Source organism: Eubacterium sp. LMAG:50 (assembly GCF_008680265.1).
Taxonomy (GTDB): Bacteria; Bacillota; Clostridia; order Lachnospirales; family Lachnospiraceae; genus Eubacterium_U; species Eubacterium_U album.
On the sequence record NZ_NALP01000007.1, the window covers coordinates 791,680 to 812,389 of the forward strand.

At 32.6% G+C, this 20,710-nt stretch carries 17 protein-coding genes and 1 riboswitch; of the genes, 16 read left to right on the top strand and 1 reads right to left on the bottom strand.

The window, feature by feature from the left end; all coding sequences use genetic code 11:
- The first annotated feature begins 222 nt into the window (after positions 1-222).
- The 10 genes from CCC31_RS08805 to CCC31_RS08850 all read left to right on the top strand — a co-directional run bounded on the left by CCC31_RS08805 (position 223) and on the right by CCC31_RS08850 (position 12,122).
- Complete coding sequence (locus CCC31_RS08805; RefSeq protein WP_290850956.1) at positions 223-1,920, top strand: hypothetical protein; 1,698 nt, start codon at positions 223-225, stop codon at positions 1,918-1,920.
- Positions 1,917-3,230, top strand: a complete 1,314-nt coding sequence (locus CCC31_RS08810; RefSeq protein WP_290850958.1) for a hypothetical protein — start codon at positions 1,917-1,919, stop codon at positions 3,228-3,230. Before CCC31_RS08805 ends, CCC31_RS08810 begins: the two co-directional genes overlap by 4 nt.
- Positions 3,227-5,350 (top strand): hypothetical protein, encoded by a 2,124-nt coding sequence (locus tag CCC31_RS08815; protein ID WP_290850960.1) that lies wholly within the window; start codon positions 3,227-3,229, stop codon positions 5,348-5,350. Before CCC31_RS08810 ends, CCC31_RS08815 begins: the two co-directional genes overlap by 4 nt.
- A gap of 14 nt (positions 5,351-5,364) precedes the next feature.
- Positions 5,365-6,231, top strand: coding sequence for an ABC transporter ATP-binding protein (locus CCC31_RS08820; RefSeq protein WP_022088424.1), 867 nt, complete (start codon positions 5,365-5,367; stop codon positions 6,229-6,231).
- A 233-nt stretch (positions 6,232-6,464) separates the two neighbouring features.
- Positions 6,465-6,929: a ribose 5-phosphate isomerase B gene (rpiB, locus tag CCC31_RS08825; RefSeq protein ID WP_022088423.1), complete on the top strand. Its 465-nt coding sequence runs from the start codon at positions 6,465-6,467 to the stop codon at positions 6,927-6,929.
- 197 nt (positions 6,930-7,126) lie between these two features.
- Positions 7,127-7,223: riboswitch (SAM riboswitch) on the top strand.
- A gap of 114 nt (positions 7,224-7,337) precedes the next feature.
- The gene (metK, locus tag CCC31_RS08830) at positions 7,338-8,525 is read left to right on the top strand and encodes a methionine adenosyltransferase (protein WP_147586568.1); all 1,188 of its coding nucleotides are present in this window, start codon (positions 7,338-7,340) and stop codon (positions 8,523-8,525) included.
- A 186-nt stretch (positions 8,526-8,711) separates the two neighbouring features.
- Positions 8,712-9,413: a FadR/GntR family transcriptional regulator gene (locus CCC31_RS08835; RefSeq protein ID WP_022088421.1), complete on the top strand. Its 702-nt coding sequence runs from the start codon at positions 8,712-8,714 to the stop codon at positions 9,411-9,413.
- 225 nt (positions 9,414-9,638) lie between these two features.
- Positions 9,639-10,664, top strand: coding sequence for a ketol-acid reductoisomerase (ilvC, locus tag CCC31_RS08840; protein WP_290850965.1), 1,026 nt, complete (start codon positions 9,639-9,641; stop codon positions 10,662-10,664).
- 549 nt (positions 10,665-11,213) lie between these two features.
- Positions 11,214-11,801 (top strand): cytidylate kinase-like family protein, encoded by a 588-nt coding sequence (locus tag CCC31_RS08845; protein ID WP_290850967.1) that lies wholly within the window; start codon positions 11,214-11,216, stop codon positions 11,799-11,801.
- 153 nt (positions 11,802-11,954) lie between these two features.
- Positions 11,955-12,122, top strand: coding sequence for a FeoB-associated Cys-rich membrane protein (locus CCC31_RS08850; protein ID WP_022088793.1), 168 nt, complete (start codon positions 11,955-11,957; stop codon positions 12,120-12,122).
- Positions 12,123-12,238: 116 nt separating this feature from the next.
- On the opposite strand, the gene CCC31_RS08855 is transcribed toward CCC31_RS08850, so the two are convergent.
- Positions 12,239-13,084 carry a pyridoxamine kinase gene (locus CCC31_RS08855; RefSeq protein ID WP_117910599.1) on the bottom strand — a complete coding sequence of 282 codons (846 nt, stop codon included), beginning with the start codon at positions 13,082-13,084 and terminating at the stop codon, positions 12,239-12,241.
- A gap of 109 nt (positions 13,085-13,193) precedes the next feature.
- Between CCC31_RS08855 and CCC31_RS08860 the strand changes: the two genes are divergently transcribed.
- The 6 genes from CCC31_RS08860 to CCC31_RS08885 all read left to right on the top strand — a co-directional run bounded on the left by CCC31_RS08860 (position 13,194) and on the right by CCC31_RS08885 (position 20,702).
- The gene (locus tag CCC31_RS08860; protein ID WP_118565931.1) at positions 13,194-14,645 is read left to right on the top strand and encodes a PLP-dependent aminotransferase family protein; all 1,452 of its coding nucleotides are present in this window, start codon (positions 13,194-13,196) and stop codon (positions 14,643-14,645) included.
- Positions 14,646-14,704: 59 nt separating this feature from the next.
- Positions 14,705-15,733 carry an AI-2E family transporter gene (locus CCC31_RS08865; RefSeq protein ID WP_290850973.1) on the top strand — a complete coding sequence of 343 codons (1,029 nt, stop codon included), beginning with the start codon at positions 14,705-14,707 and terminating at the stop codon, positions 15,731-15,733.
- Between the two features lie 10 nt (positions 15,734-15,743).
- On the top strand, positions 15,744-17,102 hold the full coding sequence (locus CCC31_RS08870; RefSeq protein WP_022088797.1) for a CCA tRNA nucleotidyltransferase: 1,359 nt from the start codon (positions 15,744-15,746) through the stop codon (positions 17,100-17,102).
- Between the two features lie 249 nt (positions 17,103-17,351).
- On the top strand, positions 17,352-18,350 hold the full coding sequence (locus CCC31_RS08875) for a hypothetical protein (protein WP_147586633.1): 999 nt from the start codon (positions 17,352-17,354) through the stop codon (positions 18,348-18,350).
- A 102-nt stretch (positions 18,351-18,452) separates the two neighbouring features.
- Positions 18,453-20,186 carry a phospho-sugar mutase gene (locus tag CCC31_RS08880; protein ID WP_022088799.1) on the top strand — a complete coding sequence of 578 codons (1,734 nt, stop codon included), beginning with the start codon at positions 18,453-18,455 and terminating at the stop codon, positions 20,184-20,186.
- Positions 20,187-20,288: 102 nt separating this feature from the next.
- Positions 20,289-20,702 (top strand): protease complex subunit PrcB family protein, encoded by a 414-nt coding sequence (locus tag CCC31_RS08885; protein ID WP_147586635.1) that lies wholly within the window; start codon positions 20,289-20,291, stop codon positions 20,700-20,702.
- Positions 20,703-20,710 lie beyond the last annotated feature (8 nt).

The following is a 20,710-nucleotide window of genomic DNA, read 5'->3' on the forward strand; positions in this document are numbered from 1 at the left end:
ACAGCGACTACACTTTTAGTGTCTAATGTATGTAGTGTTTCAGCTGCGAATGTATGTGGAGGAAGTACAGTGTTTCAAAATAATAAAACTAGGGCATTAGCAACGACATATTGAGCTGATACACCTCTATATACTTAAAATAAAATACCGCAAAACAATTTTATGCAGTATAATGTATTAAAGGGAAGAATAATATTGATATCTTATAACAGGGGGTGCAAGATGAGAAGTAAATGTCTAAAAATATTGCTGTTATCTTCAGCAATAATACTCTCAGGATGTAACAATAATAATACAGAAAACGACAGTGCAAGAGATTTTCTGAATGCAACACAAAAAGAAACAGTAATATCTGCTAAGGAAGAAACTTCATTACAAAATGAGAATGCAGATGAACATATTGAATTGTCTAAGGAATTTCTTGAGGAAAGATATCCGGATAAGACAATTTTAAGCTATATGTATGCTGAACCACAAGTATGGAATGGCAAAGCTGAGCATAGATATTCGGATGAACAGATGGTTGCAGTGAATGATTATTTGGTGGAAAATGGTGCGGATTATGTTATTTATTTTATGCCTGTGGCATTAGAAAATATGACATTAGAATATGTACTTGATGTGATTAATGGAGATAATCCACCAGACATAATAACATCGGTAGGATGTAATGATGTAACAGACAATTCAAGTCAGAAAATGGTTTTTAATGGCATATATGAAGATTTGGATAAATACAGCAATACAGATGCATATCAAAAACTCACAAAGGCATATCCGTCAGGATTGTATAATCTAAGTCTTTACAATGGAACATTTTATGGATTTAAGACAAATGTTTTTTCAAGCGAAACAAATTATTACATATACAACAAAGATGTGGCTGATAAATATGGAATTAAAAAAAGTGATGTTGAGGGAAAATCTCTAAGTGATATTATTCCTGTATTAAATAAATTAAAAGGTTGGGAAAGTGATTATAAATATAGTATTACAACGAGTTATTTGAATCAATATGAATTAAACTTTATAGAACCTAATTTTTATTTTGATAATTATGACAGCGCTCCGGTATTTTGGTTAGAGTGCGTAGGCGTAGATGCAAATACTAATGATGAAAATGTCATAACGATTACTGATAGCAAAAAAGTAAGAAAAGATTATGAAGCGCTATATGAAATGTATCAGCAGGGATATAGCTGTATTAACGGTATAAAAGACAAAAAATATTACTATAGTACAACAGACATTTTGGGTGATGTGACTGTTAATAGTTTTTTAGAAAGCAGTTGCATGACAACAGCAGGAAAGAAAACAATGGATTTCCATACACGTTGGGATGCCAGTCAGAATATGGAGGCTGTACCTATGATAAAAAGATATACAACAGATATCGGAGGATGGTCAACGATTAATGGAGTATGTAGTAAATCTAATAACAAAGAGAAAGCTCTAGAAGCAATGGCTACAATATGTAGTGATAAGATACTGTCAGACATAATGGTGAATGGAACAGAGTCTGCCGGATATGAAGTAAAGAGTTATACTCCCAAAATCACAGATTTGTATACATCAGATGGAGCAGGTAATATGGCGAATCAGTATCTTATAAATGATACAGATGATAAGGACCGACAATTGGCAAAAGAATCTATGAAAGATGCAAAAATAGATATAGGCATAGAAGGTTATTATTTTGATTTATCAGCTTATAAAGAGAAAGTAGTAGCAATTCGAAAGATAGAAAGAGAGTTTTTGGGAGAAGTTAATGATGTTCCGAAGTTATTTAGCGATGAATATGGAAGTTTTGAAGAGGCTTGGAATGATTTTGACAGAAAACTAAAAGAGGCCGGAGCAGATGAAATAGTATCGGAAATAAATAAACAAAGATTAGAAATGAATAAGGGGTTGAGCAAATGAGAAAATACATTTTTTTAATGGTCGGTCTATTGTCGTTATTTATAACAGGCTGTGGAAATGAGAAGGCACAGACAAATGAAAAGGTTAGTACGGTGGAAGTGATAAAACCAGATGCATCTTATGGTGAGGATATGGTAACTCTTTCCGGATATGATATGAGTACAGGATATTCGTGTATTAAAGTGTACAATCCAAAGACAGATTCGACTGTTGTTGCATGCGGACTTGCAAATTGTAATCATGAATATGTTGCCGGGGAACAAATTACTTGTAATGCAATAATGGAGGGAAAAGTGGCGTATGCATTCATATATGAAAATGACCTTTATTATTTTTTAGATGTAGGTGGAACTACACTTTACAAAAGTAATGTTGATGGAAGTAATAAAAAGAAAATTGCAACTTTAGATTTTTCTACAGATAATCAGGAAGCTTTGTTTATTGACGGTAAAATCTATCTTACAAGTTATTCTAGTGAAGATGGTGAGGCCGATGATAATGGAATGGTCATGGTTGCTTCTGAGACATCGGAATTATATGAAGTCGATATAAAAACAGGGGAACAGAAAAAATTGACTGACTTTGGAAACAAAGCTAACATATCATGTTTTTCAAAGGCGAAGAGTGGAAACAGGATATATCTTGGAATTAGATATCAGAATAAAAATGTATATGATTCCGAGTTCAAAACATGGAGTAAATATACAGAATGGCTTACTTCATGTGCTAACCCTTATGCAGAAGAAATAGAAAAATTTGACGAACATAGTGATTATTATTGTGTAGATATAAAAAATGGTGATGTTGAAAAAATGGATTTCAATTATAACATGACCTATGAAGGAATGGAGGATGTAAAGGGATTTTATGATTTTTATTTAATAGGAATTAATAAAAATTATTATTACTATTTAACGTGCTATGGTGAACAATTCACTTTATATGAATATGATAAGAAGAAAGGCACAAGTAAGGAGTTGGATAATGCATATCGTATGTCATATTCATATGTAAATAATAAAATATATATTGTAAAAACACAGTATGATAAAGATAAAGAACTTGGGGCTCCGGATGCAGAAGATAAGAGTATCCCTCCGGAATACAGATGCTATGATACGGACAAACATAAATGGACAGATATAAAGCCTGATTATGATATGGATAAAAAAATATTGGCGTTACAGGCAGCAGGCAATAAATATCTGTATGGGTATTTGAGTGATTTTGTGGATGACGAATCAGATAATAATAGTTCTGTATCGTCATTTTCACAAGGAGAGATGATTGGGTTAAAAATAAAGAAATGATAATAAAAGAATTAAAGAAAATAGTATTCTCTAAAATAATTATAGCGTTATTAATAAGTTTGTGTATAGTTAATGTTCTTTATGAAACGAGGGCAGAAATAGAAACGAAGGAACAGATTGCTGCACAGGATAAGTTACAGAAGAATAAGATTGACAATTACGGTAAATATCTTATTAAGATAAAAGAGGATGGCACAAATATGCAAAGCATTGTATTGTTTTCTAAAAACAATAAATTTCAATTAAGCAATGCTAAAAGAACGGTTAAGGCATATGAAGCCGTAAAAAATGTGAAACCGGTATATGGTAACTATAGGGTGATTGAGAAGATAACAGAATTCGGACTTACGGACATAATACTTTTTGTAATGGTCGTTCAGATTGCACTTATATTAGTAAGTCAGGAAATAAAAAAAGGAATGTTAGATTTATTAAAATCCTGCAGGAACGGACGGTTGAATTTAATTGTGAACAAGATGGTGGCATTATCCATAACGTCAGCAATTGCAATAATAATTGTATATGGAATTAAATTTGTTCAGTTATATATTAAGTATGGACTTAGCGGAATGAATGTACCGATTCAGTCAGTGCGTGGATTTTATGAATTTGCCCTGCCAATGCAGATATGGCAGTATATGATTATATATTTCATGGTTAAATGGATAGCTGTCTGCATTATAGGAATTGTAGTTATAGGAATAATATCGCTTGTAAAAAATGAAACGGTTACTTATGGGATAATTCTTATAAGCACGGCAGTTTCATTACTTATAACTAATAGTATTGAGTGGAATATGAGTACGGCTGTATTTAAAATGTTAAGCCCTGTTACCTTATTAAATACTAAATCGTTTATGGCAAAATACATAAATATAAATATTTTACAACATCCTTTTGAATTGTTTAAGTGGACATTAATAATAATGGCAGTTTATCTGTCGGCATCAATAGTCTTTGCAATGTATTCGTTTACAACGAAAAGAGTAATAAAGTTTCCGCATTTAAGAATTGCTAAAGGACAGAAAAACATAGGCATAAAATCAAAAGGAATACTTAGTTATGAGAAAAAGAAAATATTTGCAGTTAATAAAGTTGCTTTCTTTGTAATAATACTTGTTGTGATTCAGGGATATTTTTTGAGCAATGATAATACTAAAATGGATTATCATGATAAATGCTATGCAAATTATATTTCAAAAGTATATGGAGTTCCGGATAAAAAGAGTCAGGAGTATCTTGATACTGAACAGAAAAGATATGATGAGATTCAGGCAGGATATGACGAACTTACGGAAAAATACATAAATGGTGAGGTTGATAATCAGGTATATGTTATGGCAAGTCAGGAATATAATGCACAGATGATGCCATACGATGATTTCCAAAAAGTTCAGGAGAAAAATGATTATCTTAAAGAACTGAAGGAAAAGCAGAATATTGAAGGCTGGTTTACCAATGATTTAGTATTCGGTTACATATTTGGTGATGTAACAATATACGATAAGGATATTAGTTTCCTGATTTTATTTATCATTGCAGTATTTTGTGTAGTGCCAATATTTACTTATGACAGGCAGAAAGAAATGCAGAAACTTTTGGATACTACATATTATGGAAGAAGCAAATTAATTAGAAATAAATATTTAAACGCAATCTTAATTTCGGTTGTTTTATGGTGTATTGAAACTATTCCGTGGCTTGTTATTTTGTTAAAAGCATATAAGCCAAACGGATTTGCGGCACCTGCACAGAGTCTATCACAGTTGCAACATTTTCCATTACATATATCAATTCTTGCAGCTTTGATTTTAATTTATTTGTGTAAATGCATGGGTATAATTTTACTAGGTTTGCTTGTAGTGGGAATATCGGATTTTTCTCCTGATTACATCAAAAATGTAGTAATATCTATGGGAATTATAGTTATGCCGGTTGTGCTATATATGCTGGGAGTTGAATTTATGAATAAGATTATGTTTATTCCGGTAGTAAACATGAGCGATTATTTTACAAAAGCAACTGTAGTGGAATGGATTAATTTAGCAATTATTATAGTAGCAGTTTTTATTATGAATTTTAAAAATCTTAAGAACTATACTAAAAGAAAAATTTTATAGAAAAGGGATAAACTATGATTTTAGAAATAAATAATCTTTCGAAAAAGTATGGTGACAAAAAAGCACTAAATAAATTCTCGTGTAAATTTACAGAAGGAATATATGGTTTATTAGGACCTAATGGTGCAGGTAAATCTACATTTATGAATATTTTAGTAGATGCCATAGACAGAAGCAGTGGAGAAATTTTATATAATGGAAAAGAAACAATAAGCATGGGCAAAGATTATAGAAATCTTATAGGATACATGCCACAGCAACAGGGAGTATATGATAGCTTTACCGTAGCAGAATTTCTTGATTATATTGCAGGATTAAAAGGATTAAAAAAAACAGAGGCAAAAAAACGAATAGAAGAAGTTCTTAAATTTGTTAATTTGTATGATGTTAAAAATAAAAAATTAAAATCCTTTTCAGGGGGCATGAAACAAAGAGCATTAATTGCACAGGCTATATTAAATGACCCAAAGATTCTTATTTTAGATGAGCCAACGGCAGGACTTGACCCAAAGGAGAGAATTAGAATCAGAAATCTGATATCTCAGATTGGGTTTAATAAGATTGTAATTATTGCAACTCATGTTGTTTCAGATATTGAATTTATCGCAAAAGAAGTATTAATTTTAGATAACGGAATACTTAGAAAAAAAGATACTCCTGAAAATCTGTTAAAAGGTATTGAAGATGTTGTATATGAAGCAGAAATCAATGAACAGGATGTAAATTCAATTATGAACAAATATACAGTTACAAGTTTGTCAAAAGAATATGCAAAGATTAGGGTGCGTTTTTTATGTGATGGGATTCCGGATGTGGACAATGCAAAAAAGGCTTCACCAACATTAGAAGATTTATATTTGCATATATTTGGAGACAGATAGACATGTATTTTTAGCAAATATTTGCCAAAATGATTGAAAATAACTGAATATGATGTATTATTAAAAAGGTTTCATTTGAATAAGTAAAGGATTAATAAGTAAGAATCAGCTAATTAGAATTAGACTACAAAATTTTGGTAACAGTCACACAGAATACTTATGATAAAACGTACTTATGGTAGAATAAAACTTATAAATTTAGTAAACATAAAGAGAAAAGGTTGGTACAAATTATGAAGATTGGTTTTGGATGCGATCATGCAGCAGTAGATTTAAAAGATAAGATGATAGCTTATATGAAAGAAAAAGGCTATGAATGTGTAGATTACGGTACTAATTATGATGAAAATGGAGAAATCATTAAATGCGATTACCCTAAGAAGGGAATGGAAGTTGGCGAAGCAGTTGTAAATGGCGAAGTAGATTACGGCGTTTTAATGTGTGGAACAGGAATCGGTATTTCAATGGCTGCTAATAAAGTTCCGGGTGTTAGAGCAGCAGTATGTAGTGACCCATATTCAGCTAAACTTACAAAAATGCATAACGATGCTAATATAATTGCATTTGGCGCAAGAGTAGTAGGAGATGAGTTGGCCAAAATGATTCTTGACGAATTTTTTGGAGCTGAATTTGAAGGTGGCAGACATGAGAACAGAGTAAAGATGATTACAGAAATAGAAGAAAAATACAGCAAATAATATTTGTGAAATAAAGTGGAATAATATTTTATAATATATATGTAGATACCGGTTAAGAAGTGCAATTTTATATATAGATTATTAAAAAAATGGTTCATATTTTATATGGAATTTATATGGCGTTCATAAAATAATGGTTGACGGAAAGAAATGAATGTATTATTCTACTTTTGTTAGTTAAATAAAATGATTAATTTATCTTATTCAGAGTTGGCGGAGATACAAGGATCTGTGATGCCACGGCAACCCCTATATGGAAGGTGCCCACCTGAGCGAGCAATCGATCAATAAGATTTGAAAACCTTGATTTCAAATCCACTGTTTAAAACAGTGGATTTTCTTTTATGAAATTTTGGATAAATCTGCTAAAAGATAAATTAGATAAAGTTTAAGAAAAGGAGAACGATGATGGAGAAGAGATTATTTACATCAGAATCAGTAACCGAAGGACATCCTGATAAAATCTGTGACCAGATTTCAGATGCAATATTGGATGAGTTAATGAGACAGGACCCTATGAGCCGTGTAGCATGCGAAACATCAATTACAACAGGTCTTGTTTTAGTTATGGGTGAAATTACAACGAAAGGTTATGTTGATATTCAGAAAATAGTTAGAGATACAGTAAGAGAGATTGGATACGACAGAGCAAAATATGGCTTTGATGCAGATACATGTGGTGTTATAGTTGCATTAGATGAACAGTCAACAGATATCGCAATGGGTGTTGATAAAGCATTAGAAGCAAAAGAAAACAAGATGAGTGATGAAGAAATTGAAGCAATTGGTGCAGGAGATCAGGGTATGATGTTTGGTTTCGCATCAAATGAAACAGAAGAATTAATGCCACTTCCAATTTCATTAGCTCACAAATTAACAAAACAGCTTACAAAAGTAAGAAAAGATGGAGTGTTAGCATATCTTAGACCGGACGGAAAGAGTCAGGTAACAGTAGAATATGACGAAAATGATAAGCCTGTAAGAATTGAAGCAGTAGTATTATCAACACAGCATGATCCTGATGTTACACAGGAACAGATTCATGAAGACATAAAGAAATATGTATTTGAACCGGTACTTCCTAAGGAAATGTTAGACGAGGATACAAAATATTTTATCAATCCTACAGGACGTTTTGTAATCGGTGGACCACATGGTGACAGCGGACTTACAGGAAGAAAAATCATTGTTGATACTTATGGTGGATATGCACGTCACGGCGGCGGAGCTTTCTCAGGTAAGGACTGCACAAAGGTAGACCGTTCAGCAGCTTATGCAGCAAGATATGTAGCTAAAAATATTGTAGCAGCAGGAATTGCTGAAAAATGCGAAATTCAGTTATCATACGCAATTGGTGTTGCACAGCCAACTTCAATAATGGTTGATACATTTGGAACAGGAAAGATTCATGATGATAAGTTAGTAGATATCATTAGAGAAAACTTTGATTTAAGACCGGCAGGAATTATCAAAATGTTAGATTTGAGAAGACCGATTTACAAGCAGACAGCAGCTTATGGTCACTTTGGACGTACTGATCTTGACCTTCCATGGGAAAAATTAGACAAAGTTGATGTATTAAAGAAATACTTATAGATATGTTAAGATGTTGGGGTCAAAGACCCCCAACTTGAGACCTGATAAGGCAAAGGGATTAAATTATATCGAAATAAAAACATAACTATAATTTAGGTGTTTTTGAACCTGTATATTATATTTTGAATTATAAACCACATGGCCAAAAAACAATATGGCTATGTGGTTTTTTGAATGGAGATTATTATGGGAAAAAATAAAAGATTATCGGATGATGTTGCAGAGACAATAATGTCGATGATAAAAGTTGAAAAAAAATATAATCCCGGTGATAAACTTCCAAATGAACTTCAGTTATCTGAAGAACTTGGAGTAAGTAGAATTACCTTAAGAGAAGCAATACGTATTTTAGTAGCAAGAAATGTATTGGAAATAAAGAGGGGAAAAGGAACATTTATAAGAGAAGATTACACTCCTAAAATGGTAGCAGGTCTTGAAGATACGGCTTCAGCAAAGGTTGATATAGATGACCTTTATGAAATGCGTCTTATATTTGAACCGGAGATAGCATATTATGCGACCATAAGGGCATCAGATAGAGAACTAGAAAGAATATTTGCCATAGGTAAAGAAATAGAAGAACTGCTTTTAAAAGGCATAGATTATACACATAAAGAAATGATGTTCCACTGCTCCATTGCAAATGCAACTCATAATGAATTTATAAATCAACTAGAGCCTGTACTGCATCAGTCAATTGAAAAAGGTGTTTATTTGTATGAAACAGAGCATATTCCTGTAGAGCAGGTTATATCAGAGCATAGAATGATTATGGAATTTATGAAAAATAGAAATGCAGAAGGCGCCAGAAGTGCAATGCGGGTGCATATCATGCATGCTATTGACCAGTTAGAAATAAATAAAAATCAGGGTAATAACAAGGCTTAACTAAATGATTTAAAAGAAGGCAGTACCATTATTGTAAAAGCGTAATAAATTGGGGGGAGAATTTAGATTTACAAGACAGACATAAAAATTTTGCATAAAAATTTTTATGAAGAAAACAGACAACACTATTGACATAAGACAACGCGAGCGATATAATACAAAACTATAAGAAAAAAATAAACATTTTTATAAATGAGATTAATTAAATAGGAGGCATAAAATATTATGGAAACAGCAAGAATATTTTATCAGGAAGATTGTAACCTTTCATTATTAGATGGAAAGACAATCGCAATCATCGGTTATGGTAGCCAGGGACATGCACATGCATTAAACTTAAAGGAATCAGGATGCGATGTCATCATTGGTTTATATGAAGGAAGCAAGTCATGGGCTAAGGCTGAAAAGCAGGGATTTAAGGTATATACAGCAGCAGAAGCAGCAAAGAAAGCTGACATCATCATGATTCTTATTAATGATGAATTACAGGCTGATATGTACAAGAAAGACATCGAACCAAACCTTGAAGCAGGAAACATGCTTATGTTTGCACACGGATTTAACATTCATTACGGATGTATTGTACCACCTAAGGATGTAGATGTTACAATGATCGCTCCTAAGGCACCGGGACATACAGTACGTTCAGAATATCAGGCAGGAAAAGGAACACCATGTTTAGTAGCAGTAGAACAGGATGCAACAGGTAAGGCATTAGATATGGCTTTAGCATATGCATTAGGAATTGGTGGAGCAAGAGCCGGAGTTCTTGAAACAACATTCAGAACAGAAACAGAGACAGACTTATTCGGAGAACAGGCAGTACTTTGCGGTGGTGTTTGTGCATTAATGCAGGCAGGATTTGAAACATTATGCGAAGCAGGATATGATCCAAGAAACGCATACTTTGAATGTATCCATGAAATGAAGCTTATCGTAGACTTAATTTACCAGTCAGGATTTGCAGGAATGAGATATTCAATATCAAATACAGCAGAATATGGTGATTATGTAACAGGACCAAAGATTGTTACAGCAGAAACAAAGAAAGCAATGAAGAAAGTACTTAGCGACATTCAGGACGGAACATTCGCAAAAGAATTCTTACTTGATATGTCACCAGCAGGACGTCAGGTACATTTCAAGGCTATGAGAAAGTTAGCTTCAGAACATCCATCAGAAAAAGTTGGACAGGAAATCAGAAAACTTTACAGCTGGAATAATGAAGAAGACAAGTTAATCAATAACTAAGATTGATTTAGAATGTCGGACTGAATTGAGATTATATAATTACATAGAATTTGCTCGGGGCAGACAGCTGTCCCCTGACAGAGTCGCAATGACTCCATGATATATGTAACTGAGCGATGATTGTAAATTTTAAAATTTACGGTTGTCGCTCTTTTGTTATGCACAATGAGCCAAGTTTTTTCAGTTTTTTGCTGGCAAAAAAAACTGAAAAAATTTGGCGAATGTATAATCACTGAGAAGAAGCGAAGCGGATTCGAAGTGTTATACAAGGCGAAGCCGTGTGCATAACAAAAATACAAAAATCAAGCGGTATAGTTTCAGTTTTTTGCTGGCAAAAAAAACTGAAAAAATTTGGCGAATGTATAATCACTGAGAAGAAGCGAAGCGGATTCGAAGTGTTATACAAGGCGAAGCCGTGTGCATAACAAAAATACAAAAATCAAGCGGTATAGTTTCAGTTTTTTGCATGATTTTGTAATGATTAATTGAACAAAAAATGCGAAATTGTGATATAATTTATATATCAAATAAACGAGGAGGACGTGGCTTATGAAAAAGAATATTATCACAATTAGTAGAGAATTTGGTAGCGGCGGAAGAACAGTAGGAAGAAAACTTGCAGAGAGACTTAATATTCCTTTTTATGATGGGGAAATAATTGAGAAAGTACATGAAGAAACAGGATTTTCACAGGAGTTTATTAAGGAACAGGGAGAACATTCACCAACTAAGAGTATTTTTTCATATGCATTTGTAGGAAGAGATGTGAACGGAATATCTATAAATGATTATGTATGGAATGCTCAGAGAAAGATAATTTTAGATTTAGCAGATAAGGGACCTTGTGTTATAGTAGGAAGATGTGCCGATTTTATTTTGAAAGACAGAGATGACTGCTTCAACGTATTTATTCACGCAGATGAAAAATTCAAAGCAGAGCGTATTGTTAAGGAATATGGTGAGACAGATAAATCACCTGAGAAACGTTTAAGAGAAAAAGATAAAAAGCGTAAAATAAATTACAAATATTACACAGACCAGGATTGGGGTGTATGTGATAATTACGACATTTCTTTAAATACAGGAACACTTGGAATTGATAAGTGCGTAGATATTATCGAAGAACTTGTAAAATAATACTAAAAACTATTGACATTTGGTTCTAGTTAGTATAAACTAACTTACAGTTAGGTAGAACTAACAAGCCATTATGTATAATTAGAACTGAGAAAGGCTTAATTTTCCCGATTAAGCCTTTTTCGTTAGTATTATTTAAAGGAAGTGATTAGAATGCCGTTTATAGTAGAAAATATCGGAACAATTGTTGTAGCTATTATTTTAATAGCAATAGTAGCTCTTATAGTATGGTCGATGAGAAAAGACAAGAAAAATGGTAAAACCTGTAGCGGATGCAGTGGTTGTAGCGGATGTAGCGGTTGTAGCCATGGTGGACAGTAAAAAATATATTTCCTTATAAGAATAAAAAAACTCTCTTTTAAAAGCGAATAGGCGAAAATTAATCCTATGCTTAAAGGAGAGTTTTTGTTGTGTACTGTAATATTATAAGAATTTGTTTATGAAACTGATTTCCCAACCAGTTCTAAAAGGTATGGAATTTCTGCTTCAAAATTAACTCCGTATGTTACAGCATTTTTATCGTTATAAGTGTTTTCAATACATTTACAGGTGTAATCGGCGGCAATTTTTAATGAGTCTTCAATAGAAAAATCATTCATCAATGCACCGGTAACTGTGCTAGCAAAAACATCTCCGGTCCCATGGGATTTAATCGCAATTTCCTTGGTAGAATAACTGAAAAAAGTTTGACTTTCAGTATTGTATCCAATATATCCGAAACGATTAGGTTCAATATGTACACCTGTTATAACTGCAATTTTCGGACCTAGATTAGCAAGTTTAAGTAACATAGCTTTAATTTCATCTACAGAGGCGTCTTCCCCGGGATATGGAGTGTTAGTAATAAATGCGGCTTCTGATATATTCGGAAGAATAATATCTGCATCAGAGCAAAGAGTAGTCATTTTTTTAGCAAATGCCATGTCAAAGCCTGTGTATAACTTCCCATTATCAGCCATTGCCGGGTCTACAATGATATAACCATGCGGATTATTAAATGTTTTAAAATAATCAGAAACAATGTCAATTTGTTCAAGCGTTCCGATATATCCTGTGTAAATGGCATCAAATTTAAAACCTTCTTTAACCCATACATCTTTAATCGAAGGCATATCTTCAGTCAAATCCCTAAATGTGAAATTTGAAAAATTAGTATGCGTGGATAAGACCGCAGTAGGAACAATGGCAGTTTCCACGCCCATAGCAGAAATTATGGGTAAGGCAACAGTCAGAGAGCATTTCCCAATGCAAGAGATATCCTGTATAGTCATAATTCTTTTCATAGAATATTTTCCTCCGTTTACAAAAGCAATTTTCTACATTATAATCCACTTATGGTATTATTGAAAAGACCTAAATTTGTATTATTTAAAACACCAGATAGGGGAAAAGATGCTGACATATAATTTAAATGAAAGAGGAACGCTCACATTGTACGAATATTTGTACAAATGTATAAAGGATGACATAGTATCGGGAAAAATAAAAACAGATGAGAAGCTACCTTCAAAAAGAAATATGGCAAAAAATCATGATATAAGCGTAATAACCGTAGAAAATGCCTATGCACAGCTTTTAGTAGAAGGGTATATTCGCGCAGTTGAGAAAAAAGGATATTTTGCAAATGAGATTACAAATCAGATATCTGAAAATCAGGAAGTAACAGAAAATGTTAGTGAATACAAAATTAATAAGCCCGAGAAAGTAAAGTGGATAGTTGATTTTAATTCAAATCATGTAAGGTATGACAGTTTTCCGTTTGCTACATGGTCAAAAATAATGAGGCAGAAACTTTTAGATGAGGAAAACTCATTTCTTATGACACCATCAAGGAATGGGATATGGGAATTAAGAAGTGCGATAGCAAAGCATTTACGTGAGTTCAGAGGACTGACTGTATTGGCGGATCAGATAATTGTTGGTGCCGGAACAGAATATTTGTATGGACTTATAGTTCAGCTTTTAGGAAGAGATTCAGTAATTGCCACTGAAAATCCCGGATATCGAAAGATAAGCATGGTATATGAAAGCAATGGTGTAAGAACTATACATTTGCCTATGGATAATCAGGGAATAAGTATAGATGAATTAGAAAAAAGCGATGCAAATATAGTTCATATTTCACCAAACCATCATTTCCCTACAGGAAAGGTAATGCCTGCGGCAAGAAGACATCAGCTTTTAGAGTGGGCAAATATGGGAGAAAGATATATTATAGAAGATGATTATGACAGTGAGTTTCGATTTTCAGGAAAACCAATACCTACAATGGCAAGTATAGATAAAAATCAAAAAGTAATTTATATGAATACTTTTTCAAAGACACTTGCACCATCAATTAGAATCGCATATATGGTGTTGCCATTTGAATTAATGGATAAATATACAAAAAAATTAGATTTTTATTCGAGTACGGTTTCAAGCTTTGAACAATATACTCTGGCAGAATTTATAAAAGGTGGTTACTATGAGAGACATATTAACCGAATGAGAAATTATTATAAAGACAGCAGAAATAAAATTATTACGGCAATAAGAAATTCTTCGATATATCCACAGATTTCCATTGAAGAAGAAAACTCAGGACTTCATTTTATCTTGAGAATAAAAAAGAATATTGATGATGAAAACTTTAAAAAGTATTTAAAAGATAAACTTATTAACATTTCGTGCCTGACAGATTATTGTTATCAATATGATGATGAAGTTATTAATGAAAAATTTAGAAAAGAATTCAGCCATAAATTTATAATTAACTATTCAGAAGTAGAAGAAAGTAAAATGGTTGAAGCTCTTAAAATAATAGAACAGGCCTTAAAATTTACAGCAGAAAAAGATACGTAATAGTTTAAAAAGCTCATAAATGTTCATACTGAAAATAGTATGAATATGTGAGGTTTTGTATGAAAGAGTTGCTACAAAATGAAAATATAAGAAAATGCATAAAATTATTTGCGGTTTCATTAGGCGTTATACTGGTGATAAAATATTTGCTGCCGCTGTTCTGGCCTTTTGTGTTAGCATATTTTTTAGGAGAGTTAGTGTGCAGACTATCAGATTTTTTGAATAGAAAATTGCAGTTCCATTATAAGGTAGCGGCAATATTTTCACTTGTAGTAATAGTAATTTTAATTTTTGTACTGCTAGCGTTAATTATAAACAAGTTATTAGGACAGGTACAAAATTTGGTCGTAAGCTGGCCTAAATTTCAAAATGATTTAGACTGTGGTATAAAAGAAATTTGCTGTAACACGGAAAAGCGATTAATGATAAATAACGGACTTTTGTATCAGACAATGTGCGATGGAATGGATGAAGTATCAAAAGTAGCAAAGAAAAATGTGTTTGTTAAAATAATGTCAAACTCTAAATCCGTTGTGATTGTATCAGTGGAAATTATAGCAGCGATTATAGTTGCAGTAATGGCGGCATATTTTTATGTAGTGGAAAAAAGCGATATAAAAGAAAAAATAAAAGGGCTATTTTTCTATAATGAGCTTAGCAAAATAAAAAGTAAAATGTCTATAATATTCAGAGCATATATAAAAGCACAGTTAGTTATCATGCTTATAACAAGTACATTGTGCAGTATTGGATTTGCACTGATTAAAAATCCATATTTTTTAATACTTGGAATTGTAGTGGGACTGTTAGATGCACTTCCTTTGATTGGGCTTGGAATTATAATGATACCGTGGGCAGTTGGTTATTTTATAATTGGAAATGTAAGAAAAGGGCTTGTAATAGCTGTTGTTTATATAATATGCTATTTTGTAAGAGAAATTTTAGAACCTAAGCTTATAGGTGATAATGCAGGAATAGGACCTCTTACCAGCCTTGTATGTATATATATTGGATATGAAATATTTGGACTATTGGGAGTATTTTTAGGACCGATAGCTTATATGATAATACAACAAATGACAGAATGAAGGTGTATAAATGAAATATAAATGTAATAATGATATAAAAATGAATATTCCAAAAGATGTGGATTTTATAATAAAAAAATTGGAAGAAAACGGATATGAGGCATTTGCGGTAGGCGGATGTGTAAGAGATACAATACTTGGGAGAGAACCAAAAGATTGGGATATAACAACGTCAGCGCTTCCACAGAAAGTAAAAGAAATTTTTAGAAGAACTCTCGATACGGGATTACAGCATGGCACGGTAACTGTAATGTTAAAACATATAGGCTATGAGGTTACCACATACAGAATTGATGGGGAATATAAGGATAGTAGACATCCGGAGTCAGTTGAATTTACAACAAATCTGATTGAGGATTTAAAGCGAAGAGATTTCACAATAAATGCCATGGCGTATAATTCAAAATACGGAGTTGTGGATGCATTTGACGGAATAGGTGATTTGCAACGAAAGGTTATTAAATGTGTAAATGATCCTGAAGAAAGATTTACGGAAGATGCTTTAAGAATGCTTAGAGCAGTAAGATTTTCAGCACAGCTTGGATTTGAGATTGAGGAGAAAACTGAGAAAGCAATAAAAAAACTTGCACCGACTCTTGAAAAAATAAGTGCAGAGAGAATTTGTGCTGAATTAGAAAAACTTATTCTCTCAGATAATCCTGACAAATTAATTGAAGCATATAATTTAGGAATTACAAAGGTTGTATTGCCTGAGTTTGATGCAATGATGGAATGCAAACAGGATACTCCATATCATATGTACAATGTTGGAGAACATACAATCAAAGTAATGGAAAATGTTGAAAAAACAAGAGTTATGAGATTTGCAGCATTGCTTCATGATGTTGCGAAACCGGATGTACATACATTTGATACGAGAAGCCATTTTAAAGGACATGCTATAGCAGGCGTGGAAAAGGCAAATAAAATAATGCGCAGATTGAAAATGGATAACAAGACGATTGGACTGGTAAAAAGACTTGTTGCCTGCCACGATGATCGCCCTGTGGAGCATGGACGAAGTGAAGAAAAGGTAAGGAGAAGTGTGCATAAAATAGGAAAAGACATATATCCATTGTATTTACAACTTGTAAATGCAGATTTTGCAGGAAAAAGCGAATATGGACGTGAAAAAGGTTATGATGATTATTTATATGTTGTAGAAACATTTAACAAAATAGTAGATGAAGAACAGTGTACCTGTTCAGCAGAATTAAATATAACCGGAAAAGAAATGATAGAAATGGGTGTAAAGCCGGGACCAAAGATTGGAGATATATTTGACAGACTATTAGACATGGTATTAGAAAATCCACAGTTAAATGAAAATGAAAAATTACGAGAATTAGTCTTAAAATTTAATGCATAAAAAGAAAAATTTTCCAGCTCCATATTCTGGATTTGCATTGCAACCGTCTTAGAATTTAATGTATAAAAATAGAGCGAATAAAGTTTTGACAACGAAAAAATTTGCTACCAAAAATTAAAATATCTTCCGAAGAATTTAATACTTAGGAATATCGCAACCAAAAATATCATAGTATAAAAAAGCTGAAACTATCTGAAACAAAAAGAAAAAGTCCCAGATAAACAGAATATGGTATTGAGAGGTGGCTGTATGAATGAAAAATCGTTAACTGTATTAGAGCAGTATGAAATTAATCTAAAGGAGATATTTAGAACAAAGGGAAATTATGGGTGCGTCACGGAAAAAGACATATATATTTTGCAGGAATATAATGATGGCGAAAAAAAGGGAGGAACCCATAATTTGATAGGTACGTATTTGGAGAAAAATGGGTTGTGCTGCGATTATCCTATTCCAAATAAGGAAGGCAAGTATGTGTCGGTCAGCATAGACGGATATACGTATATCCTAAAAAAATGGTTTAATGCCAGAGAGTGTGATATATCACTAAAGACAGATATAATGAAATCTGTTAGTAATTTAGGAAAGTTCCATAGCATAACCGAAAATACCTACGATTTATGGAATGATGAATATGGTTTACATAATATTGATAATATAATAAACGTCTATGAAAGACATAATAGGGAAATAATAAAAGTAAGAAATTATATTAATAAAAGGAAAAATAAGTCTAAATTTGAGCTTGACCTTCAGGTGGAAATTGGCAAATATTACAGGCAGGGTGAGCAGGGAATATGGGAACTGAAAAATAGTTCATATGAGCAGTTATATAAAGAGGCTATAGCTAATAAATCAGTATGCCATGGAGTGTTTAATCATCACAGCGTTCTATTTGAAGATGGAAAAACGATTGTTATTAATATGAAAAAATTTGGATATGGATTGCAATTATATGACTTTTACGGATATTTAAGAAAGATAATGGAAAAAAATGAATGGGATGAAGAACTTGCATGGGAAGTCATGGATACATATTCTTTGCAGGTAAATCTGACCAAAGAAAAAATTCGTGTATTATGGAGTTTTTTTGTGTATCCGGAAAAGTTTTGGAAAATTATAAATTACTATTTTAATTCAAATAAAGCATGGAGTTCAGATAAAAATCAGGAGAAACTAAAACAATTTCAATTTCAGGAGGAAAAAAGACAGCAATTTATAGCACAACTTAAGAAAAAATGGGAATAAAAAATATTTTTTTATCTAAATTGTTATTTATTTTATGGTATCTTTGTATTATAATAAGTTCGAACTTTGTAGGAAGAGATTGAGGAAGTAGGAGGAGAAATCATGAGCTATAAAGATATATATAACGAATGGCTTAATAATCCATATTTTGATGAAGCTACGAAGGCAGAACTTCAGGCTATTAAAGATGACGAAAAGGAAATTGAAGACAGATTTTATATGGATTTAGAATTTGGTACTGCAGGGCTTAGGGGAGTTATTGGAGCCGGCACAAACCGAATGAATATTTATGTTGTCAGAAAGGCAACTCAGGGACTTGCAAATTACATCAATAAGATGGGACAGGGAAGCAAGGGAGTTGCAATTGCTTATGATTCAAGAAATATGTCACCTGAATTTGCAGATGAGGCAGCTTTATGTCTTTGTGCAAATGGAATTAAGGCTTACGTTTTTGAAAGTCTCAGACCAACACCTGAATTATCATTTGCAGTTAGATATTTAGGATGTACAGCAGGTATTAATGTGACAGCAAGCCATAATCCGGCAGAATATAACGGATATAAAGTTTACTGGGAAGATGGAGCACAGATTACACCACCTCATGACACAGGAATTATGAGTGAGGTTAAGGCAGTTGCGGATTATTCAGCATGTAAGACAATGGATAAAGAAAAGGCAATTGCTGATGGTTTATACATACAGATTGGTGCAAATGTAGATGATCCTTACATTGCAGAATTAAAGAAACAGGTAAAGAATCAGAAATGCATAGATGAAATGCAAAAAGATATCAAGATTGTTTATACACCACTCCACGGAACAGGAAATATTCCGGTAAGACGTGTGTTAAAAGAATTAGGATTTGAAAACGTATACGTAGTAAAAGAACAGGAATTACCTGATGGTAATTTCCCAACAGTAAGTTACCCTAACCCTGAAGCTGATGAATGCTTTGCGCTTGCAAAGAAAATCGGTGATGAAGTAGGAGCAGATTTACTTTTAGCTACAGACCCTGATGCAGACAGACTTGGAGTATATGTAAAAGGTGATAAACCAGGAGAATATCATGTACTTACAGGAAATATGTCAGGATGCTTATTAGCAGAATATGAACTTAGCCAGATGAAGGAAAATGGAACATTACCTGAAGATGGAGCTTTAATTAAGACTATTGTTACAACAAATCTTGCAAATGGAATTGCAAAATATTATGGAGTAAATCTTATCGAAGTACTTACAGGATTTAAGTACATCGGAGAACAGATTCTTAAATTTGAAACAACAGGAAAAGGACATTACTGTTTTGGATTTGAAGAAAGCTATGGTTGCTTAATCGGAACTCATGCAAGAGATAAAGACGCAGTAGTTGCATCAATGGCACTTTGCGAAGCAGCAGCTTATTATAAGTCAAAAGGAATGTCATTATGGGATAAGATGATTGAAATGTACGAAAGATATGGATATTGCATGGATGGAGTACAGTCATTAACATTAAAGGGTAAAGAAGGAATTGAAAAGATTCAGAATACTCTTGAAAAATTAAGAAAAGACGTTCCAACAGAATTTGACGGACTTAAGATTCTTTCAGCAAGAGATTACAGAGAAGATGTAATTAAAGATATGGTAACAGGAAAAACAACTAAGACAGGTTTACCTAAGTCAAACGTACTTTACTATGATTTAGAAGATGATGTATGGGTATGTATCCGTCCATCAGGAACAGAACCTAAGTTGAAATTCTATTACGGTGTAAAGGGTACAAGTTTTGAAGATGCACAGGAGAAACTTGATAAGCTAGGCAAATATTTACTCGATATGGTTAACTCAATGCTTTAAGCCGTAAATATAACTAATATTTATTTGTAAAGACTAATTTATGTTATAAAAATAAAAGCACTATAATATATTCTTAATAAGAATTATTGTGGTGCTTTTTTTATGGCAAAATGTAGAATGGTTTTAGCATTTACTGTTATTTTGGTGGGCATTTGCTTATGCTCCTGTAAAATAGAAAAAATAAGCAGCGAAAAAACGAAGGATGTTGAATACACAATTGTTCCTGAAAATGAAATACCACAGGAAGTAAAGAAAGTAATAGATGAAAAGAAAGGCTCGGAATTTAAATTGGCCTATACTGATCCTGAATACACATATATTCTTATAGGATATGGAAAGCAGGATTATCAGGGTTACTCAATTATTTTAAAGAAACTATATGAAACAACAAATTCAATATATGTACAAACTAAATTTAAAGGTCCTAAAGAATATTCAAATATACAATCAGAAACATTTCCGTACATAGTAATAAAAATAGAATCCACGAATAAAAATATAATATTCGCAGAATAAAAATAATG